The organism is Vulcanococcus limneticus LL, assembly GCF_943369875.1.
GTDB classification, from domain to species: Bacteria; Cyanobacteriota; Cyanobacteriia; order PCC-6307; family Cyanobiaceae; genus Vulcanococcus; species Vulcanococcus limneticus_A.
The window spans coordinates 89,889-110,327 of sequence record NZ_CALROT020000002.1 but is presented as its reverse complement, the minus strand read 5'-3'; the positions used below and the strand labels follow the sequence as shown (position 1 = coordinate 110,327).

The following is a 20,439-nucleotide window of genomic DNA, read 5'->3' as shown; positions in this document are numbered from 1 at the left end:
GCCCATGGTTGGCGCAGCGATGGCGACCTCCGCGGCGGCCCCCGCCGGCAGGCTCTTTCTGATCACCGGCCCCAGCGGCGTGGGCAAGGGCACCCTGGTGGCGGCCCTGCTGCAGCGCCACCCGCAGATCTGGCTGTCGATCTCGGCCACCACCCGCGCGCCCCGCAGCGGCGAGGTGGAGGGCCAGCACTACTTCTTCCTGAGCCGCGAGGGCTTCGAGGCCACCGTGGCCGCCGGTGGCCTGCTCGAGTGGGCGGAGTTCGCCGGCAATGCCTACGGCACGCCAAGGCAGCCGGTGGAGCAGCACCTGGCCGAGGGCCGGCCGGTGCTGCTGGAGATCGAGCTGGAAGGCGCCCGCCAGGTGCGGCGCAGCTTTCCCGCCGGTTTCCAGATCTTCGTGAAGCCACCGTCGTTCGAGGAGCTGGAGCGGCGCATCCGCGGCCGCGGCACCGACAGCGAGGAGGCCATTGCCCGCCGGCTGGAGCGGGCCCGGGTGGAGCTGACGGCCGAGGCCGAGTTCGATGCCGTGCTGGTGAATGCCGATCTGGATCAGGCGCTGCTGGAACTGGAGCAGCTGATGGGGCTCGGCCGCTGAGGGGCCCTGGCGGCCGCCGCCGGGCAGGGAGCTAGGCGGTGGCGGCAGCGCCATCCCGCTGAGCCAACCAGGCTGGCCGCAGGGGGGAGGCGCACAAAAAAGCGGCCCCTGGGGGCCGCTTCGATGGCTTCGGATGGGAGCTGTCTTCAGAGGGGGTGGAAGAGCAGGTCGGGGAAGAAGCGGTTGAACTCGATCAGGATGCCGGCGGTGAGCGTGAACCAGATCGCGGCGAAGACCGGCGCGGTGGTGAGGAATTTCTTCATCGAATCAGACCCTGGTGGATGGAAGGAGATCCGCTGAATCAGCGGGGGGAGACGGTGACCTTGCTGTCGGCTTCGGTCAGCTTGCCGCCGGTCAATTCGCCGAAGGCGGCCAGGGGCCAGGTGGCGGCGCCCAGGGTGCTCTTGAGGGCCAGGGGCAGATCGATCTGGATCTCCTTCATGGTGGCGTCCTTGTCGCCGCGGATGGCCATGAGGTAGCTGCGACCGGCCCAGCCGATGGTGCCGGCGATGTAGAGGAAGGCGATGCCGGGGATGATGAAGTCACCGGCGTGGCTCCAGCGGCCGTCCACGATCAGGTGGGGCAGGCCGTCAGCGCCGCAGACAGCCTGGCTGTAGCGCTCGAAGCGGGCCTTGGCCTGCTCGGTTTTGGCTGCGCTGGCCCGCTGCTGGAAACGGGCGCTCTCGGCGCAGGGGGTGAGGCCTGCGACATCGGCTTTAGCCACAGGGGCGAAGCCGAAGATCAGCAGGGCGGAAATCAGAACAGCGAAGAGGCGACGCATCGGGTCCAGAGCTTCGGGGGCGGTGCTGGCGTGCTGGTAATAACCCTGCAGGCAGCCCGTCAGCCGCACGGCAGGATGTCACGTTTGGACAGTAAGGGAGCCCTCCAGAAGCGATGCCCACGGTGCTTGCCCTCGAAACAAGTTGTGACGAGTCCGCAGCAGCTGTGGTGCGGGATCAGCGGGTGTTGGCGAGTGCCGTGGCCTCCCAGGTGGAGGAACATGCGCGCTTCGGCGGCGTGGTGCCGGAGATTGCTTCCCGGCGCCATGTGGAGGCCCTGCCGGGCCTGGTGGAGCAGGTGATGGCCGAGAGCGGGCTGGCCTATGGCGAGCTCGATGCGATCGCCGCCACGGCGGCCCCCGGCCTGGTGGGCGCGCTGCTCGTGGGTTCGATGATGGGCCGCAGCCTGGCGCGGCTGCACGGCAAGCCCTTCCTCGGGGTCCACCACCTGGAGGGCCACCTCTGTTCGGTGCACCTGGGCGAGCCCCTGCCCCCAGGGCCCTACCTGGTGCTGCTGGTGAGCGGCGGCCACACCGAGATGATCCGCGTCGACGCTCCCGGGGCCTACCGGCGCCTGGCCCGCAGCCGCGACGATGCCGCCGGCGAGGCCTTCGACAAGGTGGCCCGGCTGCTGGAGCTGGGCTACCCGGGCGGTCCGGCGATCCAGGCGGCGGCGGCCGGCGGGGATCCCCAGCGCTTCCCGCTGCCGAAGGGGCGGGTGTCCCTGCCGGAGGGGGGCTTCCACCCCTACGACTTCAGCTTCAGCGGCCTCAAGACCGCCGTGCTGCGCCTGGTGACCCAGCTCCGGGCCGAGGAGCAGGCCGGCGGCGGCCCCGGCGGCAGCGCCCCCTTCCCCCTGGCCGATGTGGCGGCCAGCTTTGAGCAGGTGGTGGCCGACGTGCTGGTGCAGCGCACCACCCGCTGCGCCCGGGAGCAGGGCCTGGGCACCTTGGTGATGGTGGGCGGGGTGGCCGCCAACCGGCGCCTGCGCGCGGGCATGGAGCGGCGCTGCCGCGAGCTGGGGCTGGAGTGGCGCGTGGCGCCGCTGGCCTACTGCACCGACAACGCCGCCATGATCGGCGTGGCGGCCGAGCAGCGCCTGCGGGAGGGCGCCAGCAGTGCCATTCGCCTGGCGGTGGCGCCGCGGCTGGCCCTGGAGGAGGCGGTGCGGCTCTACGACCCGCAGGCGCCCTTCTAACCCTTCTAGGCTGAGACCCTATCCAACGGCTGCCGCCATGGCCTCCGCCCCCACCCCCGGATCCGAGTCCAGTGCGAGCGCAGCCCTTGAGGTGGCCGCGCCGGACCTGGCCGGTTCCGATGTGGTGCTGATCGAGGTGGGCCGCGAGGAGATCAACCAGTGGAAGCGGGGCTTCACCCCCCAGGCCGAGATCTGGAACGGCCGCATGGCCATGCTGGGCCTCTCGATCGGGCTGGGCAGCCTGCTGCTGGTGCGCCTGATCGGCGACATCGGCGGCGCCCACTGAGCCCGTCCGGCCCTGCGGCCTCCGATAGCTCCGTCAACACCGGCGATCCCAGCGGGTCCGGCCAGCCCCGAGGGCTGACCGGACCCGGCCTGGGTCACATCTTGCCCCGGAAGAACTGGGCCAGTTCGTTGGGCTTGAGGCTCTGGGCCAGGGCGTCGTCCTCGCTCACCTTGCCGTCCTGCACCAGCTTGAGCAGGGCCTGGTTGCTGGTCTGCATGCCATCGAAGGCGCTGCGCTGCATGATCGTCTCGATCTCATCGAGTTCGCCGCGCTGGATGTAATCGCGGCAGGCATCGGTATTGATCAGGATGTCGTGGTAGGCGCAGCGCTTGCCGTCGGTGGTCTTGAGCAGGCCCTGGGCGATCACCCCCAGCAGCGATTCCGAGAGGGCCCGCCGCACCGGCTCCTGCTCCTCCGGCGGGAACATGCCCAGCACCCGTTCCACCGTGCGAACGGCGGAGTTGGTGTGCAGGGTGCCGAACACCAGGTGACCGGTCTGGGACGCCTCCAGGGCGGTGGCCAGGGTCTCCTGGTCGCGGATCTCGCCGATCAGGATCACGTCCGGGTCCTCCCGCAGGGCGGCCCGCAGGGCGTTGTGGAACAGCTTGGTGTGCTGGCCCACCTCCCGGTGGCGGATCAGCGACTGGCGGCTCTCGTGCACGAATTCCACCGGATCCTCGATGGTGAGGATGTGGCGGGCCATGTTCGTGTTGATCCAGTCGATCATCGCGGCCAGCGTGGTGCTCTTGCCGGAGCCGGTGGGGCCGGTCACGAGGATCATCCCCTTGGGCCGCGAGCACAGATCCGACAGCACCGGCGGCAGGTTCAGGTCCTCCAGGGTGGCGATCTTCTGGGGGATCAGGCGCAGCACCAGGGCGGGGCCGCGCAGCGAATCCATCACGTTGATCCGCACCCGCACGAAGGGGAAGGCGTGGGAGCCGTCGAACTCCTTGTCCTGGATGAACGTGTCGATCTGGCTGGGGCTGAGCATCTCCCGCAGCCAGCCGTGGAAGGTGGCCTGGTCGGTCACGGGCCAGCCGGTCTTGGCCATGTCGCCGCGGGCCCGGTAGCGGGGTTCCTCGCCCACGCCCACGTGCACGTCGGAGAAGTTGTTGTCGTAGGCGATGCGCACGATGCCCTCGAGGCTGCCGGGCATCGCGCCACCGATGGCCCCCGCGGCACCGGCCGGCCGCACCTCGGCGATGGGGGCGGCCACGGCCGGGATCCCCAGGGGCGCGATGGGGGCTGGTGGCGCCACGACGGTGGCCGGCGCGCCCACGGCGGGGCCGGGGGCCGGCGGCGCGGGGGCCGCCGGGGTCGGCGGAAACAGGGAGGGAGGAAAGACCGAGTCCGTCATCCTCGGAACACCAGGGGTGCCATCAGCTTTACGGCAAACGGCCCGCTTGTCATGTCTCCGGTCAGGACGGCCGGGTCGCGACCGCCGTGGCGCAGGACCTGGGCCGTTGCGCCGCGGCATCTTTAGGATCCGCCCGGATGCGGTTGCGCCTTGACCACCCCCCACAACGTCTCAATCGTGCTGGGAACCCGGCCCGAGGCGATCAAGCTGGCGCCGGTGATCCAGGCCTTCCAGGCGGCGCCCGACTTTCACACCCGCGTGGTGCTCACCGGCCAGCACCGCGAGATGGTGGCCCAGGTGATGGAGCTGTTCGGCCTGACGGCCGATCGCGACCTGGCCCTGATGGCCCCCAAGCAGACCCTCACCCATGTGACCTGCGCCGCCCTGCAGGGGCTCAAGCAGGAGTTCGAGCAGCACCGCCCCGATCTGGTGCTGGTGCAGGGCGACACCACCACGGCCTTCGCCTCGGCCCTGGCGGCCTTCTATGAGCAGATCCCGGTGGGCCACGTCGAGGCGGGGCTGCGCACCGACAACCTCCTCGATCCCTTCCCCGAGGAGGCCAACCGGCGCCTGATCTCCCAGCTGGCGTTGCTGCACTTCGCCCCCACCCCCGTGAGCGCCCGCAACCTGGCGGCCTCGGGCGTGGTGGGCGAGACGATCACCACCGGCAACACGGTGATCGACGCCCTGCTGCTGATGGCCGAGAAGGCCCCGCCCTTCGAGCTGCCGGGCCTCGATTTCGAGCGCCAGCGGGTGATTCTGGCCACGGTGCACCGGCGTGAGAACTGGGGCGGGCGCCTGCTCGACATCGGCCGCGGCTTCCTGGCGCTCCTGGAGCGCTTCCCCGACACGGCCCTGCTGCTGCCGCTGCACCGCAACCCCACCGTGCGCGAGCCGCTGCAGGCCCTGCTGGGGGATCACCCGCGGGTGTTCCTCACCGAGCCCCTCGACTACGACCGGCTGGTGGCGGCCATGCGCGGCGCCACCCTGCTGCTCACCGATTCCGGCGGCCTCCAGGAGGAGGCGCCGGCCCTGGGCAAGCCCGTGCTGGTGCTGCGGCGCACCACCGAGCGGCCCGAGGCGGTGGAGGCGGGCACCGCCAAGCTGATCGGCACCGACGCGGCCGACATCCTGCGGGAGGCCAGCCTGCTGCTGGAGGACCCTGCGGCCTACGAGGCCATGGCACGCGCCCACAACCCATTCGGCGACGGCCAGGCCAGCGGCCGGATCCTGGCGGCCAGCCGCGCCTTCCTCGAGGCGCGCCGGGCCGGCGCCTGACCCCAGGGGCTGCCCCCCGACCAGCTGCGCTTCAGTCCTTGTCGCGCTGCTTCTTGGCCCAGGGGGGCAGATCGATGAACACCCGCGTGCCGGGCTTGAGCCCGCTGAGGATCTGGGTGTCGCGGCCGCTGCTGGCCCCGAGGTTCACGGCCTGGAAGGTGGGCTGGTTGCCCTTGCCCACCAGCAGCACCCCCGGTTTGCCGTCTTCGGTCACCACCGCCACGGTGGGCACCAGGGTGCGGGCCGCCAGGGTGCCGGTGTTGAAGTCGATGTCGGCGGTCATGCCGATGCGCAGCTCGGGCGGCGGGTTGAGCAGCTCCAGCTTCACCTCGAAGGAGGTCACGTTGTTGACCTTCTCGGCCCGCGGCGCGATCTGGCGCACCCGGGCGGCGAAGCGGCGATCCGGGAAGGCGTCCACCCTCACGCTGGCGCCCTGGCCGAGCTTGAGCCGGCCGATGTCGCTCTCGGGCACCTTGGCCACGGCCTCCAGGCCCTGGGCCAGCTCCACCACCGAGGAGCTGGTGGCGCCGGCCGAGGCGCTGGCGGAGGTGGTGGGGGTCACGAAGGCGCCAGGATCGGCGTAGCGGGCGGTGATCACGCCGTTGAAGGGGGCGCGCACGATCAGTTCGTTGCGCTCGATGCGCCGCTGGCTGAGCCGCTGCTGGGCCGCCTGCACCGCCGCCTGATTCACCAGGTTCTCGCTGCGGATCTTGTTGTAAGCGTCCAGGGTGATGGCGTTCTGGCGGAACAGGGCCTGGTTGCGCTGCAGTTCGCTGCGGCTGCGGGCCGCCTGGGCCTGGGCCGAGTCCAGCTGGGCCTGCAGTTCCCGCAGCCGGTCCTGCAGGTCGCCGCTGTCCATCAGGGCCAGGGGCTGGCCCGCCTTCACGCTGTCGCCCTCCTCCACGTAGAGCTCCTGCAGCAGGCCCTGGCGCTTGGGACTCACGTTCACCCGGCGCACCGCCGCCAGTTCGCCGCTGGCGGTGACGACCCCGGGCAGCGTGCCCTGGCGGGCGACCGCGGTGTAGTTGGCGAGGGACTGGCCCTGGCCGGCGCTGCGCCGCCGGGCCAGCAGTTGGCTACCGGCACCCAGGATCAGCACGGCCGCGGCCACGCCGGCCCAGAGGCGCCGTCGCCGCAGCCAGGGTTTGCCCGGGCGGCGGCTGCCCAGGGCTTGGGACGCCAGGGGGGTCTGGGGGGCCGCGCTGGGGCTCGTGGCCTCCGCCCGGGGCGCGCTCGGGAGCTTGACGGGGGAAATGGCAGGCGGCTAACGCTCCCACCAGTCTCTCTGCTGGATCGACCCGCTGTGGCGGGCTGCGGGGGCGGATCTCCGGCCGGGCGCCCCTTACATTCGAGCCATGCTCAAAGCCGGAATCGTGGGACTGCCCAATGTGGGCAAGTCCACCCTCTTCAACGCCCTCGTCGCCAATGCCCAGGCGGAGGCGGCCAACTATCCCTTCTGCACCATCGAGCCCAACTCGGGCATCGTGTCGGTGCCGGACCCCCGCCTGCAGCTGCTCTCCGACGTGAGTGGCAGCAAGGAGATCATCCCCACCAAGGTGGAGTTCGTGGACATTGCCGGCCTGGTGAAGGGGGCCAGCCAGGGCGAGGGTCTGGGCAACAAGTTCCTGGCCAACATCCGCGAAGTCGACGCGATCGTGCACGTGGTGCGCTGCTTCGAGAACGACGATGTGATCCACGTGAGCGGCTCGGTGGGCCCGGCCCGCGACGCCGAGGTGATCAACCTGGAACTGGGCCTGGCCGACCTCTCCCAGGTGGAGAAGCGGCGCGAGCGCCTCAAGAAGCAGGTGCGCACCAGCAAGGAGGCCCAGGTCGAGGACGCCGCCCTTGAGCGCATCCAGGCGGTGCTGGAACAGGGCGGCGCCGCCCGCTCCGTGGAGCTCACCGATGAGGAGGCGCTGATGGTGAAGCCCCTGGGGCTGCTCACCGCCAAGCCGATCATCTACGCCACCAACGTGAGCGAAGACGATCTGGCCACAGGCAACGCCTACGTGGAGGAGGTGAAGCAGCTGGCGGAGCGGGAAGGCGCCGGCACCGTGCGCATCTCGGCCCAGGTGGAGGCCGAGCTGATCGAGCTGCCCGAGGAGGACCGGGCCGAATTCCTGGCCGGCCTGGGCGTCGAAGAGGGCGGCCTGCAGAGCCTGATCCGCGCCACTTACACCCTGCTGGGCCTGCGCACCTACTTCACCACCGGTGAGAAGGAAACCCGCGCCTGGACCATCCAGGCCGGCATGACGGCCCCCCAGGCCGCCGGTGTGATCCACACCGACTTCGAGCGGGGCTTCATCCGCGCCCAGACCATCGGCTACCAGCAGCTCCTGGAGGCCGGCTCCCTGGCGGAGGCGCGCACCAAGGGCTGGCTGCGGGCCGAGGGCAAGGAGTATGTGGTGGCCGAGGGCGACGTGATGGAGTTTCTGTTCAACGTCTGAGCCGGGGTGTGGGCAGGGCCCAGTCGGGGCCTCAGATCACCTGGCCGGCGGGGGTGCGCCGCAGCCCGATCGCCAGCAGCCAGCTGCCCGCCAGGGCGCCGCTGAAGCTGAGCAGGAATTTCAGCGCGGCCGGCAGCGCTGACTCCAGCAGGCCGAACTGGATCCAGGTGACCAGCGGGTAGTGCAGCAGAAAGATGGCGTAGGAGTGGCGGCTGAGGCTGTCCGCCAGGCGGCTGGGCGCCCCGAGGTGGCGTCTGGCCCAGCCCAGGGCCGCCAGGATCGTGAAGGTGCCGGCGGCGGCACTGCTCAGGGCCAGGCTGAGCCGCAGCGGTAGCGGCGGCAGGGGGGCGAGCCCGGCCGGCTGGGCCTGGAGCCCCACCGTGAGCAGATAGGCCAGCAGCCCCAGCAGCGCCCACTGGCGCCAGGGCCGCAGCCGCTCCGGCGCCAGGCTCTGCTCCAGATCGCCGGCTCCCAGGGCCACCCCCACCAGGAACCAGGCGCCGTAGAGCAGCAGCCGTGAGGCCTGCGCCGCGAGGGGGCCCGCCAGGGTGATCCAGGTCTGGGCCCCCACCCCCAGGGCCATCAGGCCACTGGCCAGGCCGCTGGCCAGCAGGCAGGTGATCAGCAGCTGCCGGGCGCTGCGGGGCCGCCAGCTCCAGCGACGCAGACTCGGCGGCGCCAGGGCGTAGGCCAGGGCCAGCAGCAGGCTGTAGGCCAGCAGCAGCCACAGGAACCAGGCCGGCCCCGGCGACCAGCCATCCAGCACCACATAGCGCTGCCAGTAGGGCGGTCCCGGCGGCTGGGGCCCCTGCAGCCAGGAGGGATAGAAGGCCAGCGGGCTCAGCAGCCCGGCCGCCAGCAGGAAGGGCAGCCCCAGCCGCTGGCAGCGTTCCCGCACGAACCCCCCGATCCCCTTGCGCCGGATCGCCGGCAGCACGAACAGCCCCGAGAGCAGGAACAGCAGGGCCATGAAGAACTGGTCGTTCCAGCTCACCAGCAGATCCAGGGGCCACCAGCGCTGGGGATCCACCACCGGCGCCGTGGAGCGCATGTAGTGCAGGGGGTCGCGCTGGGCGTGGGGGATGTAGGCCAGGGCGGCGTGGTGGGCCACCACCAGCACGATCACGGCGCTGCGCAGATCGTCGATCGCCCGGATCCGGCCCAGCGGCTTGGCCCCCCTCGGTTTGGCGTCCCGTCAGTCTGCAGCGGATCCCTCGACCCGTCGGCCTGGAGGCTGTCGGTCAGCGAGAATGAGAATTCACGTGGTGGTCTGCCATGAGCCAGTCCCAGGACGCCTCCGCCGCCGCCGGCGCCCCGGTCGGCCCTGAGGCCGATCCCATCGGCGTGGTGGCCGACCATCCCCACGACTTCGACGTGCAGAAGGAACTGCACCGCAAGATCCGCAACGACCCCGACTACGACGACTGGGAGTACGGCACCGAGCCCCTGCCCCACGAGGCCTGGGTGGCCCGCCGCAACGCCGAGGGCAACCCGCCGGCCGCCTGAGGGCTGGCGTCAGCCCCTGGGCTCCGGGCCGATCCGGTAGAGGATGTCCGGGGTCCCGTCGTCGTCTTCGTCGTCGTCGACCGCTCCGGAGAGGGCGTCGGCGCTGGATCCCGCCCCCTGCAGCACCCGCAGCAGGGTCTGGCGCTGCACCCGCTCGATCCGGGCCACCAGCGGCAGGCCCAGCAGGCACAGCAGCGCCACCACCAGCCAGAGCCCGGCGCCATGGCGCTGGCCATCGAGCATCCAGCCGGCCAGCAGCGGCCCGCCGAAGGCGCTGATGGCGAAGCACTGGGAGAACAGGGCCATGGCCAGGCCCTGGTGGTGGCGGGGGCTCAGCTCCACCACCGCCTCCGTGGCCGTGGGCAGGAAGGCGGCCTCCCCCAGGGCCAGGGGGAGCTGGGCCAGCACCACCAGCAGCACGCCGGCGCTGCTCAGGGCCGAGAGGGCCAGCAGGCCCGTGCCCAGGGCAAAGCAGATCAGGCTGATCCCCAGCCCCACCGCCACCGGTCGCTCCGACAGGAACCGCCCCACCGGCCACTGGATCAGCAGCAGCAGGGCCAGCTGCAGGCCGATCAGCAGGGCCCCCACGTTTTCCGGCAGCGGCCCCCGCGCCAGGCCGCCGCGCACCAGATCCAGGGGCAGGGCGCTCTGCATCAGGGCCGGGATCGCCGTGGCCAGCACCGCCACCGCCAGCATCGGCAGCAGCGGCGGCAGCCAGCGCCGCCAGTCGCTGCGGCCCGGGCGCCGGGCCCGGGGCGCCGCCGGCAGGGGGCGCCGCAGCAGCAGCACCGCCAGCACCGCCACGCAGGCCATGTCCACCAGATAGATCCCCCGCAGCCGCCCCAGCCCCGCCAGCAGCGCCCCGATCAGGGCCCCACTGGCGATGCCGAGGGCATCGGCGCTGCGGGCCAGGGCGTAGCCCCGGGCCGAACTCACCGGCGGGGCACACAGGGGCACCGCCAGCTCGATGGCCGGCCAGTAGAGCCCCATGGCGCTGCCGAGCAGCACCTGGCCGGCCGCGAAGGCCCCGAAGCTGCGGGCCCCCAGCAGCAGGCTGTCCGCCAGGGCCGAGAACAGCACCGCCAGCAGCACCGGCACCGAGCAGTTCAGGCCCCGATCCAGCAGGGCCCCGCTCGCAAAGCGCCCCACGGTGCCGGCGAGGGCCGCCAGGGCCAGGCCCTGGCCCACCGCCGAGGCCGAGAACGCCTCCCGGTGGAACACCATCGGCGTGAGATAGAGCACCCCACCGGCGCCGATGCTGCCCACCAGGCGCAGCAGCGCCACATCCCGCAGCGGCGCGGGAAACTGGGAGAGCCAGCCGCGGCTGTCTGATGCCTCCAGCTGCCGCTCCACCCCAGGCTCGTTCACGGTCTCGTCGCCCAAGGTGTGGTCGCCGCGTCGGCGTGCTGCCCGCCAGTCTGCTGCTGGCTGCGCCGCGGCTGGCGGCCCTGGGACTGGCGGCCTCCCTGCCGGGTCTGGCCCTGCTGGCCGTTGGCCCTGTCCGGGCCGCCGAGCAGCTGGAGGTGCGCCTCGATCAGCTGCGCCTGCCCCTCGACCTGCGCGATCTGGAGCAGTGGAGCCTGGAGCCGGAGCGCCCACCGGGGGATCTGGCGGTCTGGGTGGACCTGATCGAGCCCTCCAGCCGCCGCGACCTGCTGCGGCTGCTGCGGGCCCCCCTGGTGCGGGACCGCTCCCTGGGCCAGCAGCTGCTGCAGAGCTGGGCCGGCCAGCGGGTGCTCGACGAGGTGGGCGACCTGATCGATGTCGGTCAGCCGGGCAGGACCGGCCCGCTGCTGCTGAGCGCCCTGCAGCGGCTGCTGGAGCGCCAGAGCCAGGTGACCACCATCGAGCTGCTGCGGGCGGTGCCGGTGCAGCAGCTCAGCCTCGATCTCGACGGCCTGCTGGAGCTGGCGGAGGGCTGGCGGCGTCAGATCCAGCGGCAGCGCCGCGGCCTGGGGGCCCTGCGCCGTCTGGAGCTGCCGGAGCGGGGCCCCCTGCTGCCCCTCACCGACGGCGTGGCCCTGCGCCCCGAGCCCGCCTCCAGCCGCCCCCGCGGCAAGGCCGGCTTGGCTCCGGCGGTGGCGCCCAGGACCCTGGAGCTGACCGTGGCGCACCGCTTGGCCCCGCTGCGGCTGCAGCTGTGGGAGCCGCAGCGGCCGGCCGCCAGCCCGGGCCCCTGGGTGCTGCTGATGCCGGGGCTGGGGGGCAGCCCGGCCCAGCTGGAGTGGCTGGCGGCCCCCCTGGCCCAGCGGGGCTGGCCGGTGCTGGTGCTCGACCATCCCGACAGCGGCGAGGAGGCGCTGCGGGACCTGCTCGACGGCCGCGGCTCTCCGCCGGGCGCCGAGACCCTGCCGGACCGGCTGCGGGACACCCAGGCGGTGGTGGCGGCCGAGCACGACGGCCGCCTGCCGCCCCTGGGGGACTCGGTGGTGCTGATCGGCCACTCCCTCGGCGGCCTGACGACCCTGCTGGCCGCTGGGCTGCGGCCCGAGCCCGGCCTGGCCCGGCGTTGCGAGCGCGCCCTCGACGGCATCCCCCTCACCAACCTCTCGCGCCTGCTGCAGTGCCAGCTCACCCAGGTGCCCCTGCCCCCGCCGACCCCCCTGGGCGAGCCCCTGGCCGGGGTGGTGAGCTTCAACGGCTTCGGCAGCCTGCTCTGGCCCCACCGGGGCCTGGGGCGGCTGGGGGTGCCGGCCCTGCTGGTGGGCGGCAGCCTCGATCTGGTCACCCCGCCCCTGAGCGAGCAGCTGGAGCTGTTCCTGCCGGCGGCCCGGCCGATGGATCGCCTGGCGCTGGTGGAGGGGGGCAGCCACTTCTCGCCGGTGCGGATCCGCGGCGGCGACCAGGCCCTGTTCCGCCTGGGTGATGGGCTGGTGGGGCTGCAGCCGGAGCGAGTGCAGGCGCTGCTGCTGAGCCTGAGCAGCGAGTTCCTGCAGGGCCTGCCCCAGGGGCGCCCGATCCCCGTGCAGCGGCGCCAGCTGGAGGGGGTCACGGCCTACGTGCTCGATCGGGGCGCGGCCCGGCGCTGGTGGGATGGGGTGCGCCCCTGAGCTCACCCTCGACCCTGGCCGGCCCGGGGGCCGCGGCCGCTCAGCTGCGGTGCTGCAGCAGCCGATTCAGAACTCGATGCGCGGATCCAGCAGGGCCACCAGCAGGTCCACCGCCACGCTCACCGCCACCACCAGCGCAGCCACCACCACGACGATCCCCTGCACCACCGGGTAGTCGCGCTGGCTGATGGCCTCCTGCAGGCGGGCGGCGATGCCCGGCCAGGAGTAGGTGACCTCGATCAGCAGCGCCCCGCCGATCAGCGACGCCACGGTGATGCCGGCGATGGTGAGCACCGGCAGCAGGGCATTGGGCAGGGCATGGTGCAGCACCACCCGCCGCTCGCTCAGGCCGCGGCTGCGGGCCGCCTCCACGTAGTCGGAATCGAGGGCGCGGCGCAGGTTGAGCCGCAGGGCGTTGGCGAAGATGCCGCTGAGCAGCAGCCCCAGGGTGCAGGCGGGCAGCACCAGGTGGCGCACGCTGCCCCAGAACTGCGGGCCGTTGCCCGCCAGCAGGCTGTCGAGCAGGTAGAAGCCGCTGCCGCTGGGCGGCACCAGGGTGGGCGGGAAGCGACCCCCCACCGGCAGCCAGCCCAGCCCCACGGCGAACACCAGCTGCACCACCATCGCCGCCCAGAAGGGCGGCAGGGCGTAGGTGCCGATCCCGAACAGCCGGCCGGCCAGATCCAGCTTCCCCTCGGGCCTGGCGATGCCGCTGAAGCCCACCGCCAGGCCCACCACGGCGGCGATCACCAGGGCCACCACCCCCAGCTCCAGGCTGGCGGGCAGGCTGCGGCCGATCACCGCCGTCACCGGCTCCTGGTTGGTGAGGGAGGTGCCCAGCTGGCCGTGCAGCAGATCGGCGAGGTAGTGGCCGTATTGGCTCAGCAGGGGCTGATCCAGCCCCAGTTGCTGGCGCAGGGCGGCCCGGGCCTCGGCCGGGGCCCGGTTGCCCAGCAGGGCGTCGATCGGATCCCCGGGGGCCACCCGCAGCAGCAGGAACACCAGGCTGGCGATCAGCCACAGCATCAGCGGCAGCAGGGCCAGGCGGCTGGCCAGGTAGCCCAGCAGGGCGCGGCGCCGGCTCATGGTTGGCTCCGGCGCAGGGCCTGCAGCAGCACCCGGCCCGATCCGTCGAAGCGGGGCGTCTCCAGGCCGGGCTGGGCCCAGGCCCGGGGCGGCACCCGCCACAGGGGCAGGAACGAGGCCCCGGCGGCGGCCTGGCGCTGGATCGTCTCGAACAGCCGGGTGCGCGCCGGTCCGGTGGCGGTCTCGGTGGCCTGCAGCTGCTGCTCCAGGCCGGGAGCCGTCCAGAAGCTGCCGCTCAGGGCGCTGTTGCCCTCCAGGCACACCGTGCCCCGGGACCTGTCGCAGCCCAGCAGCGGCACCAGGTAGTTGTCGGGGTCGGGATAGTCGGGCCGCCACTCCAGCAGGATCATCGGGAACACGCCCTTGTCGAGCTGGTTGTAGGCGGTGGTGGATTCCACGCCACTGATCTCCAGGGCCACGCAGTCGCCCAAGTCGCGCCGCAGCTGGGCCTGCCAGGTGAGGGCGAACAGGCGATCGGCGGGCACGTTGGAGCGGAAGGTGAGCGGCAGGGCCAGCTTCCGGCCGTTGCAGTAACCCGCCTGGCGGAACAGGGCGCGGGCCGCCGGCGGGTCGTAGCCCGGGTAGAGCGGGGTGGCCGAACCCGGCAGGGGCGCGGGCACCAGGGTGCGCAGGGGATCCCGCAGCCCGAAGCTCACCCGCTCGCTGATCAGGCGGCGGTCGAGGCTGAGGGCCACGGCCCGGCGCAGCAGGGCGTTGTCCAGGGGCGGGCGGTCCGCCAGCAGGGTGAGGTAGCCGATCTCCACCGAGGGGCCGGTGCCCTCCACAAACTCGCCGCGGGCCGCCCGCCGCTGCAGCGAGCGCAGCTGGTCGGTCTCCAGGCCATCGGAGAGCAGCACGTCGATCTCGCCGCTCACCAGGGCGCCGTAGAGGGCGGTGGAGTTGCTGAGGCTCACCAGGTGCAGGCCGCGGTTGGCGGGCGGCGCTCCCCAGTAGCCGGCAAAGGGTTCGAGGGTCTGCTGCTGGGGGTTGAAGTTCGTCAGCCGGTAGGGGCCGGTGCTGACCAGCCGTTGCCGCAGCGAGCTGCGGGCGTGGTCCCGGTAGGACCTGGGCGAGAGCGGGATCAGGTTCACCGAGCTCAGCAGGGCCGGCAGGGCGCTGTAGGGGCGCTTGAGCCGCAGCACCAGCTCGTCGGGACCCCGGGTGGCCATGCTCTCGATCCGGCCCGCCAGCAGGTAGCTGAACTTGCCCTTGGCCCGGTAGCGCTCCAGGCTGAACAGCATGGCGGCGGCATCGAAGCGGCTGCCGTCGTGGAAGCGCACATCCCGGCGCAGGGGGATGGTGGCGGTGCGGCCATCGGCGCTCAGCCGCGGCAGGGCGGTGGCGAGCCGGGGCTGGATGCGGCCCTGGGCGTCACTCCCATAGAGGGGGTCGCCGACGGCACTGAGCAGCTGGGCGCCGGCGAAGCTGGTGATGTCCAGCGGGTCCACCGAGTCGAAGCTGCTGCCGCTGCGGGTGGCGACGATCAGGCGGCCCGCCGGGTGGCTGGGCTGGCAGGCTTGCAGCGCCAGGGCCGCCAGGCCGAGGAGCGGGAGCCCCAGCAGCGGGCGCAACGCGGCCCGGCCGCGGCTCTGGGTTGGTGGTGGGGTCAGGGCTGCGATGGGTCCGGCACGGGCACTGACCGCGCCATTCAAGCGTTCTGGAGCTGGCGTGGCGGGTGGTTGTGGGCCGGGGTGGCCACCTGCTGCAGGGAAATTTCAAACACGGGACAGCCGTGGCGGGCCAGGGGCCAGCGGCGCACCCAGTAGCGGTTGTGGCGATCATCCACGCCGACCACCTGGTACAGGTGTTCGTCGCTGGTGAGCTGGATGCAGTCGCCCTGATGGAGAGTCATCGGTTCAGGCGGGAAAGGATCGAGGGGCGGGTCCGTCGCTGGGGCGGAACGGGGACGGTGGTGGTGGCTTGGAGGGGTTGGGGCGGTGATGGCCGGGCTGCGGCCCCGGTCAAGGGGGCGGGGTGACGGTGGGCAGCTGGCGGTTGGGGGGCGGCTGGAGTGCCGGCCCGGGGATGGCTGAGAGGGCCGGTGGAACCAGCCTTCTTCGTCTTATCCCAGCCCAGGGTTCGATGCGATACGAAGCCGGGTCCGCGTCAGGGGTTCCCGACCTGGGATGACCGGGACGCGGGACGGACAGGGCAGCGCTCAGGCCTCCTACACATTTGCTTCCACTTTGCACCAGGGACGCCCCCGTGCGTGGCTCGGCGGCCGGTGTTCCCTACAGGGTGCGCAGGCAAGCCGCCACGCTCACCACCTCGGGCAGGGCCTCGATCGCGGCCAGGGCGGCGCGGAAGCGGGCCTCACCCACCTCATGGGTGATCACCACGATCTCGGCGGCGCCGCCCGCCGCATCGGGGCCAGCGCCGGTTGCCGCCCCGCCCTTGGCCTCGAACTGCACGATCGACTGGATCGACACCCGCTGATCGCCGAAGCAGGTGCCGATGCGGCCGATCACGCCGGGCTCGTCGCTGGTGCGCAGCCGCACGTAGTTGCGGTGCTGGGTGAGGCCGGGATCCACCAGGCGGCACTGGCGCCAGCGGCTGGCGGCCAGCAGCGGATCCAGCCCGGCCTCGCTGCCGCCCACCTGGCGGATGCCGGCGATGTTGAGGATGTCGGCCACCACGGCCGAGGCGGTGGGGCCGGCGCCTGCTCCCGGGCCGTAGAACATCACCCGGCCCACCGGGTCGCCCTCCACCAGGATCGCGTTGTTGACCCCATGCACCCCCGCCAGGGGATGCTCCTTCGGCAGCAGGGTGGGGCTGACGCGCACGTCCAGCTGCACGGTGCCATCGGCGTCGGTGCCGAGGAACTGGGCCGCGGCCACCAGCTTCACCACGAAGCCCAGCTGGGCGGCGTAGCTCACGTCGCGGGAGTCGAGCCGATCGATGCCCTCGGCCGGGATGGCGCTGCGCTGCACCGAGCCGCCGTAGGCCAGGCCCGCCAGGATGGCGATCTTGTCGGCCGCGTCGCCCCCCTGCACGTCGGCGGCGGGATCGGCCTCGGCGTAGCCCAGGCGCTGGGCGTCGGCCAGCACGTCGCCATAGGCCGCACCCTCATCGGCCATGCGGCTGAGGATGTAGTTGGTGGTGCCGTTGATGATGCCGCTCACCCGCTGGATGCGGTTGCCCCCCAGCGACTGCTTCAGCGGCTCGATGATCGGGATGCCGCCGCCCACGGCCGCCTCGATCAGCACGTACACGCCCTGCTCGGCGGCGGCCGCGGCGATCTCCTCGCCGTAGCGGGCGATCACGGCCTTGTTGGCGGTCACCACCGGCTTGCCCGCGGCGATGGCGCGCAGGATCAGGCTGCGGGCCGGCTCCAGGCCGCCCATCACCTCCACCACGATGTCCACCGCCGGGTCGTCCACCACGGCTTCGGGGTCCGTGGTGAGGATCGCGGCGGGCAGCTCCACCGGCCTGGGCCGCTGCAGGTCGCGCACGGCCACGCGCCGCAGGGCCAGATCGCCCACCAGCGGGTGGCGCCCCTCCGGGGTGGCCAGGATGCCGGCAACCCCTGCCCCCACCGTGCCGAGCCCGAGCAAGCCGATGCCGATGGTCATGCCTGTGTTGCCGTCGTGGCGCCGATCCTAGAAATCGGCCGGCGGGCCTCAGGCGCTGACGGGATCCGCACTGCTGCCGGCGGCCGCAGCCTGCTCACTGGCTCCGGTCGCCAGGGCCAGGGCCTGGGCCTGCATCGCCCGCAGGATGTTGAGGAAGCCGTTGGCCCGCGAGGGCGTGAGGCTGGCCTGCAGGCCCATCTCGCCGAGGAAGGCCGGATCGATGGCCGCGGCGGTGGCGGGCTCCAGGCCCTCCAGGCCCTGGATCAGCAGGGCCAGCAGGCCCTTGGTGATGGCGGCGTCGGAATCGCCCTGCCAGTGGAGCCTGCCGTCCACCAGCTGCCCCACCACGTACACCTGCGAGACGCAGCCCTTCACCTTGAAGGCGTCGTTGCGGAACTCGCCGGGCAGGGGCTCCAGCTTCTTGGCCAGCCAGAGCACGTACTCGTAGCGGCGCTTGGGATCGGCGGTGCCCTTGAGCCGCTCGACGATCCGATCGAGGGTTTCGCTGCCGGTGGCCATCAGGACTGGTGCCCCTCGCTGGCGGAGGGCCCCCGCAGGGGCCGGCGCGAGCGGCGCCGCAGCAGGCCGGCACCGCCGAGGCCCGCCAGACCGGCGACGGCCCCGAGCAGCAGGCGATCCCGGTTTTCGCCGGCCTCAGCCAGCAGGCCGCGGAGGCCGGGGGCGTGGGTCTCGCTGAGGCGGTCCAGCTCGGGGCGCCCCTGGCTCACGGGCATCTCCAGGAAGTCGCGGTGGCCGGGGCCGCCGTCGACCTGCAGCTCCCAGTCGCCGCTGGCGCCCTTGGGCAGGGCGAAGCTCAGCTGCCCCTGGGCATCGGTGCGGCCCAGCTCGATGGGTGCGCCGCCGGGGGGCACCAGCCGCACCACGGCATCGCGGGTGGGTTCGCCGCTGGAGAACTGGCTCTGAAGCAGCAGGCCCTCGCTGAGGGAGGGCAGGCGGCTGAGGCTGGTCTCGATGCCATGGGCCCGGGCGCCGCTGGGGGCCAGCGCCAGGGCTGCCGTGATCAGGACCAGGGGAAGGGAACGGGCCATGGCCGCGGTGGAACCAACCGTTGCAGGGAGGCTATCGAGTCGGCTCCTGGAACCGCCAGCCCCCGTGAAGGGAGAGCTCAAGAACGGGAGGCCTGGCCAGGGAGCTTGTGGGCCTCGGATGGCGCGTACGGGACGGGCCGATGGGCCGCAGCAGCGCTCAGGAGGCGGACCAGCGGCTGCGGCTCGCCTTGCCGGCCTGCACCATCGAGACCATCGAGTTGACCATCATCGAGAGGGCATCGCTCGGCTGGTTGCGGTTCTTGAGCTCGGAGGCGATCACGTGGTGCACGGCGGAGCCGCTGCTGGCGCTGTGGTGGCGGCTCGCCGGGCTGGGGAGCACTGCGCTGCCGTTGGAGCTGCCGAAGGCCGTGCTGCTGAAGGCGTTGTTGTCGGAGGTGGTGCCGCGGAAGAGGTGCGAGGACTCGGCCTGGGGTTCCACGGCGTCTCGGGGGAGCAACAGTCCGATCTTGCCAAACAGCCCCCAGCGGCGCGTGGCCCGGCCGCCGCGCGACACAGCTTGCAATCAAGCCCCAAGGGCTGGCCCGGCTCAGAACCAGTGCAGGCCCGTCTCATCCAGCCAGCCCTGCAGCGGGATGTCCCAGGGGTCGCGGGGCAGGGCGGGCAGCCGGCAAGCCGAAGGCAGCACCGCCAGGGTGGGCACGGCGGCCCAGGCCGGGTCGGCGCGCAGCCGGTCGAACCAGCCGCCGCCGTAGCCCAGGCAGATGCCGCTGGCATCGCAGGCCAGGGACGGGGCCAGCAGCAACGCCATCCGCTCCGGCGCCAGCGGTGGCTCGTTGCCCTCGCCGGGCTCCGGGGCGGGAATGCCGCAGCCGTCCGGCCGCAGGGGCCTGTCCGCCCGCCAGGGGCGGTAGACCATCCGCGCCTGGTCGGGGGAACCGCCTTCGATGGCCGGCAGGGCCAGGCGGTCCGCCAGGGGATCGGCGAGGCGGCGCAGATCCGCCTCGCCGGCCAGGGGCCAGTAGAGCCCCAGGAACGCGTCCGCCGGCACCAGCGGCGCCAGGTGACGGCGGGCGTTGGCCTGGATCGCCGCCTCGACCGCCGGCAGGGCCTGCAGCCGGCGCTGCCGGAACTGCTGGCGCAGGTCGGACTTACTCGCGGAACTCACGGCCACGGCCGGGCCCGGTGCCCCCGGTTGGTCATCGCCCACCGCTGAGCTTGGTGGTGTAGCGGGTGTCGATCAGGTCCTTGAGCACCTGCTTGGCATCGGTGCTGGCCGGAATTACGCCGGACTTCCTGAGCACATCCCCGGCGGCCAGGATCGAGGCCTTCTCGGGGGCACCGATGCTGTTGTGGCGCAGGTCGGTGCGTTGCAGCTGGCGGGCGGCCACGGCGTCGCTGAGCTGCGCTTCCCGCATCAGCACCTTCCGGAGTTCCTGGGGATTCTTCAGGGCCCAGAGGCGTGCCTGTTCGTAGGCCCGCAGCACCGTCTGCACCGTGGCGGGGTTCTCCCTGGCGAACTGGTCCCGCACGTTGAGGATCCCGTAGGTGTTGAAGTCGGGGTTGCGGTAGAGCAGCCTGGCCTTGCTGTCGACCTCGGCCTTGGCCATCAGCGGATCCAGGCCAGCCCAGGCGTCCACGGAGCCCCGCTCCAGGGCCGTCTTTCCGTCGGCATGGGAGAGCTGCACGATCGTCACGTCGCGGGGCGCCAGGCCGTTGCGATCCAGGGTCCGCAGCAGAAAGATGTAGGGATCGGTGCCGCGGTTGGCGGCCACCCGTCGGCCCTTGAGATCCCGCACGGTGCGCAGCTTGGAGTCGTTGCGCACCACCAGCGCCGTCCATTCCGGCTTGGAGTAGACGTAAATGGCCTTGATCGGGGCGCCGTTGGCCCTGCCGACGAAGGCCGCCGCACCCGCCGTGGAGCCGAAGTCGATGCGGCGGGCTGCCAGGTATTCGAGGGCCTTGTTGCTGCCCTGGCTGAGCACCCACTCCACCTGGATGTTCTGCTTCTTGAGCGCCTGCTCGAGGATGCCGCGCTCCTTGAGCACCAGACTCACCGGGTTGTAGGCGGCATAGTCGAGGCGCACGCGGCTGGGCCCGCGGCCTGCGGCCATGGCGTCCCGGGAGCCGGCCACGCCCAGGAGCGCCGTCACGGCCACGCTCCCCGTGAGGGCCAGCCCCCCCAGCAGGGCCCAGCGCAGCACGGCGCGGCGGGATGGCGGCAGGAGGCGGATCGGCATGGGCTTCGGCAGCTTCCAGCCCTGTTGTAACCGCCGCG

Annotated in this window: 22 protein-coding genes; 7 read left to right on the top strand and 15 right to left on the bottom strand. The window is 72.5% G+C overall.

The genetic code is table 11. The features are described 5' to 3' along the window. Window positions 1–19: 19 nt before the first annotated feature. Window positions 20–595: a guanylate kinase gene (gmk, locus tag ACLV7J_RS03185; RefSeq protein ID WP_411867683.1), complete on the top strand. Its 576-nt coding sequence runs from the start codon at window positions 20–22 to the stop codon at window positions 593–595. Window positions 596–741: 146 nt separating this feature from the next. On the opposite strand, the gene psaJ is transcribed toward gmk, so the two are convergent. Together psaJ and ACLV7J_RS03175 are read right to left on the bottom strand one after the other, a co-directional pair. Beyond that, window positions 742–858 carry a photosystem I reaction center subunit IX gene (gene psaJ / locus ACLV7J_RS03180; RefSeq protein WP_094588094.1) on the bottom strand — a complete coding sequence of 39 codons (117 nt, stop codon included), beginning with the start codon at window positions 856–858 and terminating at the stop codon, window positions 742–744. A gap of 38 nt (window positions 859–896) precedes the next feature. Further along, window positions 897–1,376 carry a Photosystem I reaction center subunit III gene (locus ACLV7J_RS03175; RefSeq protein ID WP_255128766.1) on the bottom strand — a complete coding sequence of 160 codons (480 nt, stop codon included), beginning with the start codon at window positions 1,374–1,376 and terminating at the stop codon, window positions 897–899. Window positions 1,377–1,489: 113 nt separating this feature from the next. Between ACLV7J_RS03175 and tsaD the strand changes: the two genes are divergently transcribed. Both tsaD and ACLV7J_RS03165 read left to right on the top strand, forming a co-directional pair. After that, complete coding sequence (gene tsaD, locus ACLV7J_RS03170; protein WP_411867682.1) at window positions 1,490–2,572, top strand: tRNA (adenosine(37)-N6)-threonylcarbamoyltransferase complex transferase subunit TsaD; 1,083 nt, start codon at window positions 1,490–1,492, stop codon at window positions 2,570–2,572. A gap of 37 nt (window positions 2,573–2,609) precedes the next feature. Then, window positions 2,610–2,858, top strand: a complete 249-nt coding sequence (locus ACLV7J_RS03165; protein ID WP_411867681.1) for a high light inducible protein — start codon at window positions 2,610–2,612, stop codon at window positions 2,856–2,858. A gap of 94 nt (window positions 2,859–2,952) precedes the next feature. Here ACLV7J_RS03165 and ACLV7J_RS03160 read toward each other — a convergent pair whose 3' ends face one another. Beyond that, the gene (locus ACLV7J_RS03160; protein WP_411867680.1) at window positions 2,953–4,215 is read right to left on the bottom strand and encodes a type IV pilus twitching motility protein PilT; all 1,263 of its coding nucleotides are present in this window, start codon (window positions 4,213–4,215) and stop codon (window positions 2,953–2,955) included. Window positions 4,216–4,365: 150 nt separating this feature from the next. Between ACLV7J_RS03160 and wecB the strand changes: the two genes are divergently transcribed. Further along, window positions 4,366–5,493, top strand: coding sequence for a non-hydrolyzing UDP-N-acetylglucosamine 2-epimerase (gene wecB, locus ACLV7J_RS03155; protein ID WP_411867679.1), 1,128 nt, complete (start codon window positions 4,366–4,368; stop codon window positions 5,491–5,493). A gap of 31 nt (window positions 5,494–5,524) precedes the next feature. On the opposite strand, the gene ACLV7J_RS03150 is transcribed toward wecB, so the two are convergent. Then, the gene (locus ACLV7J_RS03150; protein WP_411867890.1) at window positions 5,525–6,676 is read right to left on the bottom strand and encodes an efflux RND transporter periplasmic adaptor subunit; all 1,152 of its coding nucleotides are present in this window, start codon (window positions 6,674–6,676) and stop codon (window positions 5,525–5,527) included. A 172-nt stretch (window positions 6,677–6,848) separates the two neighbouring features. Here ACLV7J_RS03150 and ychF point away from each other — a divergent pair, with 172 nt between their 5' ends. Beyond that, window positions 6,849–7,940, top strand: a complete 1,092-nt coding sequence (ychF, locus tag ACLV7J_RS03145; RefSeq protein WP_411867678.1) for a redox-regulated ATPase YchF — start codon at window positions 6,849–6,851, stop codon at window positions 7,938–7,940. 31 nt (window positions 7,941–7,971) lie between these two features. Here ychF and ACLV7J_RS03140 read toward each other — a convergent pair whose 3' ends face one another. After that, window positions 7,972–9,087 carry an acyltransferase family protein gene (locus ACLV7J_RS03140; RefSeq protein ID WP_411867889.1) on the bottom strand — a complete coding sequence of 372 codons (1,116 nt, stop codon included), beginning with the start codon at window positions 9,085–9,087 and terminating at the stop codon, window positions 7,972–7,974. A 128-nt stretch (window positions 9,088–9,215) separates the two neighbouring features. Here ACLV7J_RS03140 and ACLV7J_RS03135 point away from each other — a divergent pair, with 128 nt between their 5' ends. Further along, on the top strand, window positions 9,216–9,446 hold the full coding sequence (locus ACLV7J_RS03135) for a hypothetical protein (protein ID WP_411867677.1): 231 nt from the start codon (window positions 9,216–9,218) through the stop codon (window positions 9,444–9,446). A gap of 9 nt (window positions 9,447–9,455) precedes the next feature. Here the strand turns inward: ACLV7J_RS03135 and ACLV7J_RS03130 are convergent, their stop codons facing one another. Beyond that, window positions 9,456–10,829, bottom strand: coding sequence for an MFS transporter (locus tag ACLV7J_RS03130; RefSeq protein WP_411867676.1), 1,374 nt, complete (start codon window positions 10,827–10,829; stop codon window positions 9,456–9,458). 20 nt (window positions 10,830–10,849) lie between these two features. On the opposite strand from ACLV7J_RS03130, the gene ACLV7J_RS03125 reads away from it, so the two are divergent. Beyond that, complete coding sequence (locus ACLV7J_RS03125; protein WP_411867675.1) at window positions 10,850–12,496, top strand: alpha/beta hydrolase family protein; 1,647 nt, start codon at window positions 10,850–10,852, stop codon at window positions 12,494–12,496. A 66-nt stretch (window positions 12,497–12,562) separates the two neighbouring features. Here the strand turns inward: ACLV7J_RS03125 and ACLV7J_RS03120 are convergent, their stop codons facing one another. The 9 genes from ACLV7J_RS03120 to ACLV7J_RS03080 form a co-directional block, all read right to left on the bottom strand. Next, window positions 12,563–13,582, bottom strand: a complete 1,020-nt coding sequence (locus ACLV7J_RS03120; protein ID WP_411867674.1) for an ABC transporter permease — start codon at window positions 13,580–13,582, stop codon at window positions 12,563–12,565. Continuing rightward, entirely contained in the window at window positions 13,579–15,153 is a 1,575-nt protein-coding gene (locus tag ACLV7J_RS03115) for an ABC transporter substrate-binding protein (RefSeq protein ID WP_411867673.1), read from the bottom strand. Before ACLV7J_RS03115 ends, ACLV7J_RS03120 begins: the two co-directional genes overlap by 4 nt. A 77-nt stretch (window positions 15,154–15,230) precedes the next feature. Beyond that, complete coding sequence (locus tag ACLV7J_RS03110) at window positions 15,231–15,434, bottom strand: hypothetical protein (RefSeq protein ID WP_255128681.1); 204 nt, start codon at window positions 15,432–15,434, stop codon at window positions 15,231–15,233. Window positions 15,435–15,813: 379 nt separating this feature from the next. After that, the gene (locus ACLV7J_RS03105) at window positions 15,814–17,154 is read right to left on the bottom strand and encodes a homoserine dehydrogenase (RefSeq protein WP_411867672.1); all 1,341 of its coding nucleotides are present in this window, start codon (window positions 17,152–17,154) and stop codon (window positions 15,814–15,816) included. Between the two features lie 48 nt (window positions 17,155–17,202). Then, window positions 17,203–17,673, bottom strand: coding sequence for a SufE family protein (locus ACLV7J_RS03100; protein WP_411867671.1), 471 nt, complete (start codon window positions 17,671–17,673; stop codon window positions 17,203–17,205). Then, window positions 17,673–18,203, bottom strand: coding sequence for a hypothetical protein (locus tag ACLV7J_RS03095; RefSeq protein ID WP_411867670.1), 531 nt, complete (start codon window positions 18,201–18,203; stop codon window positions 17,673–17,675). The genes ACLV7J_RS03100 and ACLV7J_RS03095 overlap by 1 nt, the downstream gene beginning before the upstream one ends. Before the next feature lie 157 nt (window positions 18,204–18,360). After that, the gene (locus ACLV7J_RS03090; protein ID WP_411867669.1) at window positions 18,361–18,642 is read right to left on the bottom strand and encodes a hypothetical protein; all 282 of its coding nucleotides are present in this window, start codon (window positions 18,640–18,642) and stop codon (window positions 18,361–18,363) included. A gap of 108 nt (window positions 18,643–18,750) precedes the next feature. Next, window positions 18,751–19,329, bottom strand: a complete 579-nt coding sequence (locus ACLV7J_RS03085; protein WP_411867668.1) for a 5-formyltetrahydrofolate cyclo-ligase — start codon at window positions 19,327–19,329, stop codon at window positions 18,751–18,753. Between the two features lie 31 nt (window positions 19,330–19,360). Then, window positions 19,361–20,401, bottom strand: coding sequence for an aliphatic sulfonate ABC transporter substrate-binding protein (locus ACLV7J_RS03080; RefSeq protein WP_411867667.1), 1,041 nt, complete (start codon window positions 20,399–20,401; stop codon window positions 19,361–19,363). Between the last annotated feature and the right edge of the window lie 38 nt (window positions 20,402–20,439).

Coding starts and splice junctions, on each gene's coding strand:
- ACLV7J_RS03135 (WP_411867677.1), top strand. CDS start 9,216: ATGAGCCAGTCCCAGGACGCCTCCGCCGCCGCCGGCGCCCCGGTCGGC.
- ACLV7J_RS03160 (WP_411867680.1), bottom strand. CDS start 4,215: ATGACGGACTCGGTCTTTCCTCCCTCCCTGTTTCCGCCGACCCCGGCG.
- psaJ (WP_094588094.1), bottom strand. CDS start 858: ATGAAGAAATTCCTCACCACCGCGCCGGTCTTCGCCGCGATCTGGTTC.
- ACLV7J_RS03175 (WP_255128766.1), bottom strand. CDS start 1,376: ATGCGTCGCCTCTTCGCTGTTCTGATTTCCGCCCTGCTGATCTTCGGC.
- ACLV7J_RS03100 (WP_411867671.1), bottom strand. CDS start 17,673: ATGGCCACCGGCAGCGAAACCCTCGATCGGATCGTCGAGCGGCTCAAG.
- ACLV7J_RS03105 (WP_411867672.1), bottom strand. CDS start 17,154: ATGACCATCGGCATCGGCTTGCTCGGGCTCGGCACGGTGGGGGCAGGG.
- tsaD (WP_411867682.1), top strand. CDS start 1,490: ATGCCCACGGTGCTTGCCCTCGAAACAAGTTGTGACGAGTCCGCAGCA.
- ACLV7J_RS03110 (WP_255128681.1), bottom strand. CDS start 15,434: ATGACTCTCCATCAGGGCGACTGCATCCAGCTCACCAGCGACGAACAC.
- ACLV7J_RS03080 (WP_411867667.1), bottom strand. CDS start 20,401: ATGCCGATCCGCCTCCTGCCGCCATCCCGCCGCGCCGTGCTGCGCTGG.
- ACLV7J_RS03095 (WP_411867670.1), bottom strand. CDS start 18,203: ATGGCCCGTTCCCTTCCCCTGGTCCTGATCACGGCAGCCCTGGCGCTG.
- ychF (WP_411867678.1), top strand. CDS start 6,849: ATGCTCAAAGCCGGAATCGTGGGACTGCCCAATGTGGGCAAGTCCACC.
- ACLV7J_RS03120 (WP_411867674.1), bottom strand. CDS start 13,582: ATGAGCCGGCGCCGCGCCCTGCTGGGCTACCTGGCCAGCCGCCTGGCC.
- gmk (WP_411867683.1), top strand. CDS start 20: ATGGCGACCTCCGCGGCGGCCCCCGCCGGCAGGCTCTTTCTGATCACC.
- ACLV7J_RS03165 (WP_411867681.1), top strand. CDS start 2,610: ATGGCCTCCGCCCCCACCCCCGGATCCGAGTCCAGTGCGAGCGCAGCC.